The sequence below is a fragment of the Mucilaginibacter sp. 320_HR genome, from assembly GCF_059691875.1.
Window position 1 is genome coordinate 1 of record NZ_JCAWAI010000004.1, and the last position, 13,013, is coordinate 13,013.

General features: G+C 40.4%; 13 protein-coding genes. All 13 read left to right on the top strand.

The genetic code is table 11. The features are described from left to right. Positions 1–733, top strand: a 733-nt coding sequence (locus AC59GT_RS14535) for a CpsD/CapB family tyrosine-protein kinase (protein WP_497238296.1), incomplete at its 5' end; no start/stop codon positions are given. A 67-nt stretch (positions 734–800) separates the two neighbouring features. Beyond that, on the top strand, positions 801–1,676 hold the full coding sequence (locus AC59GT_RS14540) for an ABC transporter permease (RefSeq protein WP_497238297.1): 876 nt from the start codon (positions 801–803) through the stop codon (positions 1,674–1,676). An 18-nt stretch (positions 1,677–1,694) separates the two neighbouring features. After that, on the top strand, positions 1,695–3,005 hold the full coding sequence (locus AC59GT_RS14545) for an ABC transporter ATP-binding protein (RefSeq protein ID WP_497238298.1): 1,311 nt from the start codon (positions 1,695–1,697) through the stop codon (positions 3,003–3,005). 37 nt (positions 3,006–3,042) lie between these two features. Further along, positions 3,043–3,978: a glycosyltransferase family 2 protein gene (locus AC59GT_RS14550; protein WP_497238299.1), complete on the top strand. Its 936-nt coding sequence runs from the start codon at positions 3,043–3,045 to the stop codon at positions 3,976–3,978. Then, positions 3,962–4,576 carry an acyltransferase gene (locus tag AC59GT_RS14555; protein WP_497238300.1) on the top strand — a complete coding sequence of 205 codons (615 nt, stop codon included), beginning with the start codon at positions 3,962–3,964 and terminating at the stop codon, positions 4,574–4,576. The genes AC59GT_RS14550 and AC59GT_RS14555 overlap by 17 nt, the downstream gene beginning before the upstream one ends. Before the next feature lie 21 nt (positions 4,577–4,597). Continuing rightward, complete coding sequence (locus AC59GT_RS14560; protein WP_497238301.1) at positions 4,598–5,578, top strand: hypothetical protein; 981 nt, start codon at positions 4,598–4,600, stop codon at positions 5,576–5,578. 3 nt (positions 5,579–5,581) lie between these two features. Next, positions 5,582–6,433, top strand: a complete 852-nt coding sequence (locus AC59GT_RS14565) for a DUF5672 family protein (RefSeq protein WP_497238302.1) — start codon at positions 5,582–5,584, stop codon at positions 6,431–6,433. Continuing rightward, entirely contained in the window at positions 6,430–7,614 is a 1,185-nt protein-coding gene (locus AC59GT_RS14570) for a glycosyltransferase family protein (protein WP_497238303.1), read from the top strand. The genes AC59GT_RS14565 and AC59GT_RS14570 overlap by 4 nt, the downstream gene beginning before the upstream one ends. Positions 7,615–7,639: 25 nt before the next feature. Next, the gene (locus AC59GT_RS14575; RefSeq protein WP_497238304.1) at positions 7,640–8,704 is read left to right on the top strand and encodes an NAD-dependent epimerase/dehydratase family protein; all 1,065 of its coding nucleotides are present in this window, start codon (positions 7,640–7,642) and stop codon (positions 8,702–8,704) included. Between the two features lie 9 nt (positions 8,705–8,713). Then, positions 8,714–9,829: a glycosyltransferase family protein gene (locus tag AC59GT_RS14580; protein ID WP_497238305.1), complete on the top strand. Its 1,116-nt coding sequence runs from the start codon at positions 8,714–8,716 to the stop codon at positions 9,827–9,829. Positions 9,830–9,932: 103 nt separating this feature from the next. Beyond that, on the top strand, positions 9,933–10,367 hold the full coding sequence (locus AC59GT_RS14585) for an acyltransferase (RefSeq protein ID WP_497238306.1): 435 nt from the start codon (positions 9,933–9,935) through the stop codon (positions 10,365–10,367). Between the two features lie 344 nt (positions 10,368–10,711). Further along, entirely contained in the window at positions 10,712–11,839 is a 1,128-nt protein-coding gene (locus AC59GT_RS14590) for a glycosyltransferase family protein (RefSeq protein ID WP_497238307.1), read from the top strand. Between the two features lie 3 nt (positions 11,840–11,842). After that, complete coding sequence (locus AC59GT_RS14595) at positions 11,843–12,982, top strand: glycosyltransferase family protein (RefSeq protein ID WP_497238308.1); 1,140 nt, start codon at positions 11,843–11,845, stop codon at positions 12,980–12,982. Positions 12,983–13,013: the final 31 nt, after the last annotated feature.

A 13,013-nucleotide genomic window follows, 5' to 3' on the forward strand; every position in this document is an offset into this window, starting at 1 on the left:
CGCCGAGCAGTTTAGAGCTCTGCGTACAGCACTCAGCTTTATTGGTATACAAGGCGACAAAAAAACTATCCTGGTTAGCTCATCTATATCCGGGGAAGGTAAAAGCTTTACAGCGGTAAACCTTGCGGTAAGTTTGGCACTTACCGGTAAAAAGGTTGCCATTATGGAGTTTGACCTGCGTAAGCCGAAAATCAGCAAAATGATGGACATCAAGCAGGAGCCGGGTATTAGTAACTACATGGCTGGGCTTGCAACCTATCAGGACATAAACTTATCTCTGGAGAGTTATGGTATACCGGGTTTATACATTTTACCGGCGGGCACCATACCACCAAACCCAACAGAATTGATGCTGAATGGTAAGCTCGATGAATTGATTGCAAAGCTGAAAGAGGAATTTGATTTTATCTTAATTGACTCTCCTCCTATTGGCTTGGTAACGGATGCAAAGATTCTTAACAAGTATGTGGATGTTTGTCTTTATATGGTAAGGCATAAATACACTCCTAAGTATTACCTCAACTTAATTGACCACATATACAGCAACAATGAGTTAAAGAGCGTGAATATTATTTTTAACGGTCTCAAGTTGCGTGGTATGCTGGGCAGCTATACTGTTGGTTATGGATATGGTTACGGTTTTGGCTATGGGTATGGCTACGGCTATACTGACGAGGGAAAAGACGTAAAAAAAGAAGCTAAAGGGACAAAAGGCCTCTTTAAAAAGAGTTAATTAAAGTACTATATCAAAGCGTTAAAAACGACATCTTCATCGGAAGTAGTTTGTTAATTTAGAGTTTATGAAGGCAGAACGATCAGATCAGGAATGGGATTTAGAAATTAAACCCCATGATACGGTTTTTAACCTTCACTTAAAGGATGTTTGGAACTATCGCGATTTATTGTGGCTGTTAGTAAGGCGCGATTTTGTGTCGTTTTATAAGCAAACCGTTCTTGGGCCACTTTGGTTCTTTATCCAGCCCATATTTACAACAATAGTATTTACGTTTATTTTTGGCCAAACCCGCTTTACAGAAGGCGTACATGTACCACAGCCACTGTTTTTTATGGCAGGTAGTATAGGATGGAATTACTTTGCAGATTGCCTTACAAAAACATCGACGGTTTTTAAAGATAACTCTGCTATTTTCGGTAAAGTGTACTTTCCAAGATTAATCATGCCGTTAAGCATTGTGGTATCTAATCTGGTGAAATTTGGTGTGCAATTCCTACTTTTTATAGGACTATTTTTCTGGTACTATATCAGATTTCAATTTTTCGGTACAAACGAAACAGTATCACCCAACGTCTGCTTAATACTTTTCCCTGTGTTAATTGCAGCCATGGCATTGCTGGGTTTAGGAGCGGGGTTAATTATTACCGCCATGACAACCAAGTACCGCGATCTGGCCTTTGTAGTTACATTTGGTATGCAGCTTATGATGTATGCAACACCGGTTATTTATCCACTTCAAACTTTTTTGGGTAAATACCATGGCATCATTGCTTTGAACCCCATGAGCGGCCTCATAGAAACTTTCAGGTATGGCTTTACTGGAGCCGGTGCATTTTACCCTGGTGTTTTTGTATATAGCTTAATATCAACCTTAATAATATTCTTTCTTGGTTTAATAGTTTTCAATAAAGTTGAAAAGGATTTTGTTGATACCGTTTAACTGGATTTAAAGAGATACATGGGTAACATTGCCATTAAAGTTGAACAATTATCGAAAGCTTACCAGTTAGGCGATTTTGGCACCGGTACGCTAAGCCGCGACATCGAGCGCAAATGGGCATTAATTAGGGGTAAAGAAGATCCTTTCCTGAAGATCGGAGAAACTAACGATCGTTCTAAAGCCGGAACAAGCGACGTTGTTTGGAGCTTAAAAGATCTGAACTTTGAAATTGAACAGGGTGAAGCTGTAGGCGTTATCGGCCGAAATGGTGCCGGAAAGAGTACCCTACTTAAAGTTTTGAGCCGTGTTACCGTACCCACACGGGGTTCGGTCAAAATAAAAGGCCGAGTTGCCAGCTTGCTTGAGGTTGGCACGGGCTTCCATCCGGAACTAACCGGTAAGGAAAATATATTTCTGAACGGCGCCATATTGGGTATGCGCAAACATGAAATCAAAAAGCACTTTGATGCTATTGTAGATTTCGCGGGAGTAGAACGATACATTGATACACCTGTAAAGAGGTATTCGAGCGGGATGTATGTAAGGCTCGCCTTTGCTGTAGCAGCGCATTTGGAAAGCGAGATACTAATTGTAGATGAAGTGCTTGCCGTTGGGGACGCGGAGTTCCAGAAGAAGTGCCTTGGAAAGATGGGAGAGGTGAGCAAAGGCGAAGGACGTACCGTTTTATTTGTAAGCCATAACATGGCAGCGATAAGCAACTTATGCAATAAATCAATTTTGCTGAAACATGGCCAGCTTCAAGCTATTGATTATACCTCCAAAGTTATTGACAAGTATATACGGACAGGCGAGAATAATGATGGACAGGTCAATTCAGAAGACATAATTGTTAAACAGGCGTCAACCAAGGCTGGTTTTAATAGCTTAAGGCTTATATCGAGATTTAAAGGTATCACCGCAGACTTCGCTATAAACGAAGATATTATTGTAGAGATAGAATATGACGTATATCAGGACGGTGTTACTATACAGCCAAGCATCCACTTACTGGATACATTGGATACCTGTATATTTGCCACCTTTAGCGCTCCGTCTGCGTCAGCAACGATAGACACCTACTATAAAAAGCCTTTGGAAAAAGGAAGATACAAATCAACCTGTATCATCCCGGGTAATTATCTAAATGATAAGAGTTACAAAATAAATGCCTTTCTGGTACCCGAAGACATTTCGGATATGGCTGTTGCAGAGAACGTACTGGCGTTTACAGTTGTTGAAACAGGTGAAATGCGCAAAGAATATACCGGCGATTGGTGGGGCGTAGTGCGCCCTAAACTATCGTGGAGTACGCAGCCGGTCAAAACATAACCTTGTTAAACTCAGTTGATAAATAAATACGTTTAAATTGTCACCATTACTTACCATTGCTATACCAACGTACAATAGGGCACAACTGCTAACGCAGTGCCTTAACGCGCTATTGTCGCAATGTGATGATGATATAAGGGATAATGTTGAATTTTTAATTTCAGATAATTGCTCCTCAGACAATACTGCCGGAGTGGTAAATGGCTTTTTAGCCCGTGATATTTCAATCGCTTATCACAGGAATCCGGAAAATGTAGGTGCCGACAGGAATATTGCTAATTGCTTTACCAAGGCTGCAGGTAAATATGTTTGGGTGTTTTCTGACGATGATTTTTTATTACAAGGATACTTGAAGCTTATTGTACAAGCGCTTTGCCAAGAGGAATGGGGAACCATTTACCTTAATAATTTTTGGTATACAGACAATTATCCGGCGCAGACATTACTGCCCACTTGCGTAAATTTAAGAAAGATTAATAACCCGTTGGATTATATCACCGAAGTGAGTTATTGGGCTACTTTTATTACAGGTAATATAATTAACAGATCACTTTTTATTGATTTAGAGTACATAGAAGAGTTTTACCAAAGTAACCTGGTACAACTCAGTTGGACGCTGCCTGCGGTGTTTAAAGGTAAACCTAATGGCATTATAACTGACCAGGTATTGGCATGCAGGGCGGATAATACGGGTGGCTATAAATTATTAAAAGTATTTGGTAAAAACTTTAATAACGTAATGGGGCAACTTATTGCGGCCGGGTTGATTGATAAGCGTGCAAAAAGAATTATCAACCAAAATTTACTCAGTAACTTTTTTCCGATGTTTTTAAATAAGCCAACTGATAAATTTGAAAGTGAAAATACTTTTAAAGTTATGATACCTGTGTTCTGGAGCTATAGGTCATTTTGGGTGAAAATCTTTCCGGTACTATTTAGAAACAGATACTTTAGAAATGTCAGCGTTCAATAAAATTATCGGTAGATTTTTTTATAAAATAACCAGTTCTGGTTCTTACATCGGAAGTGTAGCGGATGCACGAGAGGAGGAGCTTTATGCAGCCTTAAAATTCAGAGGAGAGGAATGTACACTGCCCTTGCAGGCAATCATTAAAAATCCGCAGTATATATCTATAGGGAAAAAGTTTTCAGCACTTTACAACCTCAGATTAGAAGCCTGGGATAAATATGGGGATCAAAATTTTACTCCTCAGTTAACAATTGGTGAGTGGGTTAGCATGGGCACCGATGTACATATTGGCTGTATAAATGAGGTTAGCATAGGCAATTATGTGTTATTTGGTAGCCGGATTTACATAAGCGACCATTCACACGGCGCAGTAAGCGGCGATGAATTGCACCATCCGCCAATAAATCGCCCGTTAATATCTAAAGGGCCGGTTATTATAGAAGACAATGTATGGATAGGCGAAGGCGTTTGCGTTATGCCCAACGTGCGTATTGGCAAAAATGCGATAATAGGTGCTAACGCTGTGGTAACTAAGGATGTACCTCCAAATGCAGTTGTTGCGGGTGTTCCAGCCCGGGTAATAAAGGTGTTAGAGGTTTAAGCATAGTATTGTTAAACAATCATGAGAACTGCGTTCACTATATGTGCTAATAATTACCTTGCTGCAGCGAAGGTTTTACGGGATAGCTTTAACAGGCACCATCCTGATATCCCTTTCTTCATAATATTGGCAGATGAGAGAACGGCACTCATAACATATGACGCCTTTGCTAAAGAAAATATAATATTCGCACGTGATATATTGGAATTAGATTTAGATGAGCTCAGCCGGAAGTTTAGCATAGCCGAGTTATGCACTACACTAAAGCCCTTTATATTTCAGTATTTTTTTAGATTAAATGATCAGGTTGTATACATTGATCCTGACATTAAAGTGTACAGTCCGCTTATTGATTGTTGGGAGGCTTTAAACAAGTACACATTTGTGCTTACCCCACACTTAATGAGTCCGGTGGATGATGGCTGTGTGCCAAGCGACTTTTATACCTTACGCACCGGGATCTTCAATCTTGGTTTCATTGGCCTCTCCAAAGGCGAAGAGTTGCCGAAATTTTTAACGTGGTGGGGCGAGCGCCTTTTAGTGTATGGTTACTCGGATTGGGACAATGGTATGTTTTACGACCAAATATGGGCCAATTACATACCTGTAATGTTTAATAATTACCTGATTTTGAAACATCCGGGCTACAACGTTGCTAACTGGAACTGGCACGAGCGTTTACTGGAGAAAAGCGAGAATGGCTGGCGGGTTAATAAAGATTATCCATTAGTATTCTTTCATTTTAGCAGTTACAGGTATAATAACCCAAATGTGTTATGTGCTTACAATACGCGATTTAGTAGGGTTAACAGACCTGATATTGCTGCGGTTATTGACGATTATTATAAAAGTTTAAAAGCTGCCGGGGCAGACACGGTAATGAATTTGCCTGTTTATTTTAACGAGCAATATCAAAAACATAAGTTGAAAGTCTTAGCCGGGCGGCCGTTAAAAGAGAAGATAAAAAATAGGCTCAACAAGATAATCAACGGCATCTTTTAAGGCATGTTAAATGAAAAGCAAATGTGTGTGGTTATCCCGGTGCACAATCCGGTGCCAACTGAAAACGAAATTATCTCGCTCTTGGCTTGCAAGGCACATTTGAACGATTATGACTGTTACTTGCTTTATCCTGAAGGGATGAACATCAGCAAATACATCGTATTGCATCCCGGACTTCAGTTGATGCCGGTTATTAAAGATTGGTTATCTTCAATTGAAAAGTACAACAAAATGAAGGTGAGCACAGCCTTTTATCAACTATTTAGTAGTTATAGTTATATGCTTACTTACGAGTTAGATGCTTATATTTTTAGTAATGACGTTGAAAAATACAATGCTTTTAAATACGACTACATAGGTGCGCCTTTTTTTGAAGGCTATTGGGAAGCGCAACCAGGGGCAAAGTTTATAACAGGTTGTAACTCGGGGTTTTCTGTCAGGAACATAAGTGCATGTATTAATGCTTTGAAGTATATATCAGAAACGTACAAACCACATTGGCTTCTGTATAAAACGTTTTTAATGCCTTCTTCCCGTATCAAAAAAATGCTCAATGGTTTAACACGCGAGAGATACGACGTATTTGTTACTGGTAAATTTGCTTTTAACTTTGCTGATTTTCACTTGAATGAAGATTTGATTTGGTCTGAGATAGTTCCTCAGCTTGTTCCTGAATTCAACGTCGCAGACTCTGTAGAGGCGTTGGCCTTTAGTTTTGAGTATAACCTGGAAGATTCGTTGAAGTTAAATAACGGAAAGCTGCCCCTTGGATGTCATGCCTGGGCCAAGCATATAGATTTTTGGGAAAAGTATATTCCGGCATCTCAAGAGGTCGGTAAAGGAGGGCAGAGATGAAGTTTGACTTCTATCTTTCTGAAATGTCCGTTTCAGACAAGCATGGTGGAGGGCTTACTCTCCAGAGAATTTTGGGTAACGAGTTAAAGGACATTAAACAATTTATACATCTTAAAAAATTTGCTATTGATCTTCCCGTGAAGGATGAACTTGCCGGCCGTAGTGTTAATTTTTTATCAATTACTGAAAGTAATAGGGTAAGGCAGTTGATAGGCCGGTCTTACGCTCAAAAAGCTTCCAATTCAATGCCGGTGATTAAGGCACATGCTCGTTGGGCTGCTGGTAAAATTAGCCGGCTGTTTAAAAACCAAAACGAATTTACCGCCCTTGTATGCCCACAGGGGGCTAATAGCATTGTTACGCTCGAAGAGTTAAAAAAGATAACGGAAGTAAAATACATTAGCTGGATGATGGATGATCATCTTGTGAGCTATAAGGATGGCAGATGGCATTATCCGCCAAATATTGAAGAGCAATTTTCCAGGCATCTTAATGATGCTGCACATGTTTTTGTGATAAGTTCTGCCATGCAGGAGTTTTATAAAAGCCGTTTCGGGGTAGATTCAACCGTGTTGTTTGGCCCTGCACAAAATAAAGAGGTGCGCTTTAGTTATTCTGCCAATTTGAATAATAAATTAAAGATTGGTTACTTTGGGGCAGTAGGTGCATGGCAATTAGATGCTTTGGAATTAGTTGCATCAGCTATAGATAGCTCGAATGTCATTCTTGATATATATTCCGGTATAGAGCAGCTACCAGACCGTCTGCGGATTGAAGGTGTTAACCTAAAGGGTAGCATAGCTGCAGAAGATGTGTCGTCGGTGATGGCAAACTATGATGGTGTGCTTTTACCGATTAGCTTCAAAGAAAAGATGCGCAATATGTCGCAATTGAATATTGCAACCAAGATGAGCGAATATTTGGCTAGTGGTGTTCCTATATTAGCAGTCGGCCCACCGTACGCTGCAATGATAGGCTACCTTGAAGATAATAATGCAGCTTTTACAGTAACCTTGCAAAGCCCGAATGATATAAGGGAGGGATTACAAGCGCTTCGCAATCCTGAAGGCGTTCAACAGATACTTCAAAACGCCGGAAGGTTGGTTGCTACTCAAGTAGGAGAGGCAACTATGCGATTGGTTTGGCAGTCCGTTGTTAATAACGGACATAATTTTAAATGATAAGTAATTCTATACTTGTATAAATATGGCTAACAAAGCTAAAAGATTATTAGTTACAGGCTCTTCTGGTTTAATAGGATCAGAGGTTTGTTATTACTTTGCTGGTCTTGGATGGGAAATACACGGGTTGGATAATAACCAGCGAGCCGTTTTTTTTGGTCCTCAGGGTGATACCCGCTGGAATCAAAATCGTATCCAAACCGATTTAGGCGTTAAGTTTATTCATCATGAATTAGATGTGCGCGACCGCAGTGGTGTATTAAATCTACTAAAAGCAATTCGGCCCGATGCTATTGTTCATACAGCCGCACAGCCTTCTCATGACCGGGCTGCGGCTATACCGTTTGATGATTTTGATACCAATGCTGTAGGCACATTAAATCTGTTGGAAGCTGTTCATCAGGCGTGCCCGGAATCACCGTTTGCACATATGTCTACTAACAAGGTTTATGGAGACCGCCCTAATAGCATTGAACTGATCGAAAAAGAAACACGATGGGATTACGCAGATCCGGCTTATGCGAATGGTATAACTGAAGACTTTCCAATTGACCAAAGTAAACATTCAATTTTTGGTGCATCAAAAGTAGCAGCAGATGTTATGGTGCAGGAATATGGCAGATATTTTGGTATCCCTACATGTTGTTTGCGGGGCGGGTGCTTAACAGGCCCTAACCACTCTGGTGTAGAACTGCACGGTTTTTTGAGTTACCTTGTAAAATGCAATATAGAAAGTCGGGAGTACAAGATATTTGGCTACAAAGGCAAACAGGTAAGAGACAATATCCACTCTTTTGATGTGGCTACATTTATCGACGCTTTTATAAACTCCCCACGCACGGCCGAGGTTTACAATATCGGGGGAGGCCGCGCTAATTCTTGCTCAATATGGGAGGCGTTCAAGATAGCTGAAAAATTTACCGGTAAAGAACAGGTTTATTCTTATGTGGATGAGAACAGAATTGGTGATCATATGTGTTACATATCTAATCTTGATAAAATGAGATTACATTATCCAACATGGAATATTACAATTTCCTTAGAAGAAACAATCAGGCAGATAGTAGAAGCACAATCTGGCCGACATTAATCTCAGTTTGTGAAACTACTTACCTATCAACCTTTTTCTTTATACTCTAACGGAGGTGGCAATCGCATCCTTCGCAGACTATTTAAAGGTCACGAAAGTGAAATAGTGTCATTGGTAGTAGAAGAGACCGCTATAAACCCCAAAAGAGGCGATATAACAGAAATTTTGGTGTATGCCAATCCGGTTGTCCGGAAGTGGGCTAGATGGAAAGTCAGAAAATGGCTCACTATCTTAAGACACAGGTGGTTTAAAAAATCCACAATCCAAAAGATACAAGTTGCCGCGGCGTCAATAGATTATGATGTATTACACGTAGTTGATCATGGGCCATTTAGTGACGCACTTTGCAATGATAAATTCTGTGGCGACAAACCATTGTGGGTTTCTTTTCACGATCATTACTCAACAACATTTGGCAGCTACACAAATAGTAAAATCTTGTGGGAGAAAGCTGCAAGGCGATTGGTTATTTCTGATGAATTAGGGCTCGAATATGCCAGATTATTTGGGAATGCTACTTATGAACTTATAACTGATGGAGTAACTAGAGGTGAGTTAAGCAGTCCGCAAAATGATAGTGTAAAACCAATAACCGTTTATTTTGCCGGCCTGTTACACATTGACTATATACCACTTTTTAAAGTATTGGCCGATGCATTGGATATTCTTGTTGAACAGGGCCACAGTTTTGAACTTGTTTTACGTGGCACACAGCACATTCCTTTCTTAGATAGGCGAGCTTTTACTACTCATTATCGGGCTGTGTCGTTAAACGATAAGGAGTTGAAAGAGGAACTTGACAGTAGTTCAATTTTATATTTGCCCATTAAATTTACCCGACCAGACTTTTACAAATACAGTCTTTCTACTAAAATGGTTGGCTATTTGGGCAGCTCCGGGGCAATATTATATCATGGGCCACTAGATAGTGCCGCATGTAATTTGCTCACGCGTGCAAATGCTGCTGTAAGCTGTGGAGAACTTAATGCAACTGTATTATCGAAGGATATTGTTAAATTAATTGCCGAAAAGGCACAAATCTCGGCGAACGCCAAAGTGCTTGCTAAACAAAGGTTTGATATGGAAGAAATCCAAAGGAGATTTTGGCAAGAAGGTAATCTATAAAACCATGAGACGTTTCATCTCAGAGTTAAGGATATTTATATGCAATCGCTGGATCGCGCGAATACCCAGCCATACTATTCGTCAGTTCTACTATCGTAGAATTATGAAGTACAATATTGGGCACAATGCTGCTATCTTAATGGATTGCAGTTTTGACCGCACCGAGTCATTTTCTATTGGTGATAATTCAGTTGTAAATGGCAAGTGCAGATTAGATAATAAAAGTAGTATCACAATCGGTTCCAACGTCTCTATTTCGCAGGAGGTAATGATTCTTTCCGCCGACCACGATCCCTACTCTCCAGACTTTGAAGGACGGGAAAAACCTGTGATTATTGAAGATTACGTGTGGATAGGTTCCAGGGCCATTATTATGCCCGGTGTAACTTTAGGTAAAGGCTCGGTGGTGTCAGCTGGTGCAGTAGTTACTAAAAATGTATCTCCCTATGAAATTGTAGGAGGGGTGCCTGCTAAATTGATTAGGATGCGAAATCCTGATTTAAGTTACCAGCTTTCTTACCGTCGGCTATTACAATAATTTACTAAATATGGTATTTTCTTACTTCCTTATTCTTCATAATTCTATAGCTTGATGAAATACATTTGGCGCAAAAAAACCTTTTAAGAGGTATAAAGAAACTGATAGGCGTAAGCAATAAAGGCAGGGGAAGTTTGTAGTGGAACGGCTGATTGCATTTAGAGCAATATAAAAATGGTTTTTGCATTTAAATTAACAGTAATAAGTCAGGTAGATTAAAGCACATATTAACTCTTAAATACAGCTATTACTAGGCAAAAATGCGAATCAATATTTAATCTATAGTTATTTGTTTGCAACAATATTGTTATAATAAACGGATTAGCTTGAGTATTGGGGGGATAATGGGTAACAAAAATTTAAGTATAGTATTGATATGCAGTTCGCTTGAACCCGGCAAGGATGGCGTTGGCGATTATAGCCGCCGCTTAGCGGCAGAACTGCTTAAACTAGGTTATGACTGCGCAGTGCTGTCCCTAAATGATCGTTACGTAGCAGATACGATTGTTGGACATCAATTTGCTGATGGTGTAAATGTCCCCGTACTACGCTTATCCTCGTCAATGGAAATTCAAGGCCGGATCCAACAAGCAGAGTCATGGATTGCACAGATAAATCCACAATGGCTAAGCTTGCAATATGTTCCCTTTGGATATCATCCAAAAGGATTGAAAGTTGGCTTATCAAAGTCTTTGTTAAAGTTAAGTATTGGCCGCAAATGGCACATTATGTTCCATGAGCTTTGGGTAGGTATAGCCAAAGAGGAGTCTAAGAAGCTTCAATACTGGGGAGAGGCTCAACGTCTTCTAATAAAATCATTAATCACAAGGTTACAGCCGACTTTAATTCATACAAATACAATACTGTACCAACGATTACTTAATAAATTAGGCTTTAACGCTGCTACCCTGCCGTTATTCAGTAATATTCCTCTCGAGCACATATTAGAAGAACAAAAGATTACCATAGCACAAGGTATTAGGTTTGTTATTTTCGGTGCCATACATGAGAGGGCGCCAATTGCTGCATTTGCCGGCGAGGCTGCTCTTTACCAAAAAAAAAGAAACATACCCGTATCTTTAACCATACTCGGTCGAAAGAATAAAGAGCACCAACGCTGGGCTGAAGAATGGCAAAATGCCGGCCTTGCGGTAAAGGTCCTTGGCGAACAGAATGCAGAGGTAATATCGGCTGAATTGAGCAAGGCGAACTTTGGTATATCTGCAACAGCTTTGGCGGTAATCGAAAAAAGTGGATCTTTCGCCGCAATGCGGGAGCACGGATTACCTGTAATATCGGTATCTAAACCATGGACTCCAAAAGGATTTACTGAGATAATTGTTCCTGATGGTGTAGTTAAGTACTTGGAGGGGAACTTTGAAAGCTGCATTAATAAAATTAATAACGTTCCTTATAGTAGCAATGTATCAGTAGTGGCGTCACAATTCATTTTGGAGCTAAAAAGAGGATAATAAATGAATAAAAAAAAGATATGCCTTTTTACCGCTCACTCACCCATTGTTGGTGGCGGAGGTGCTATTCTTAGGAGTTTGGTAGCTAACCTCCCCGAGTTTGAAATTAATTGGTATTACATTGGTAATGCTGCGGCGGCAGGTTACGAAGAGGGCTACCTTGGTAATACAGTTATGGGTGGACCGCTCCTCGCAGATATCACCCAAACAGCCAGGATGCTGGGAATGGGCAATGTGCCCAGAATAGACGCTATTGTTAAGAAGCTCTTGTCAATAGCTTGCGATGTGTACTGGGTCGTATCTCACAATGAGGGGTTGCGTATAGCCCGGGATCTTGCAGATCACAACAGGACAGTTCATTTAACTGTACATGATGACTGGGCCGGTGCGCTTTGTGCAAGATCTGTGCGCTACCGTTTTATGGCTGGCTCTGCGCAAGAACTCACTATTAAGGTTTTGCAAAGCGTAAAAACTGTAGATGTGATAAGTGCCGGAATGCAGGACTACTACTTTAAGTTATCTGGATGCAAAGCAGCTGTTTGCCACAGATATTTACCTGTAAACTCAATAGAAATCGTCAAAAAGCATCCAATAGGCAATACTATAAATGTTGGGCACATTGGGTCCATTTATGCCAGGAAACATCTATTTGAGTTTGTTGGATTGTTACAGGAGTACTATCATAAAAACGGGAAAGACTTTGTTCTTCAGTTGTGGGGCTGCCATTTACAATCTAAAGACGTACCTCAGCGCTTTCGAAGTAATATCCAATTACATGCTACCCTCCCTGAGCAAGAAATAGTGCCACTGCTGGCTAAATGCGATTTCGTTTATAGCATGTACCCGTTAAATAAAGGCTTACACCTTTTTTCAAAAACAAGCTTGCCAACCAAGTTGAGCAGCTATCTTCAATCGGGCCGGCCAATATTCGGGCATGGCCCGGCAGATAGTACGCTTGCGGGCTTTTTATCAAATACTGGATTAGGAGGAATCTGGAGTTCTAACAACAAACAAGAGGGACTAAAGCTACTTGACAGTATTACAAGCTTAAACATTACAAAGGACACCCTGGAAGACGCTCGTCAAAAGTATTTTGGGGAGACAAACTTAGCTGTCATGCGGAAAGCCCTTGGGGGCAGCTAATATGCACAGCACCGCAGGCTTCAACAAGCGA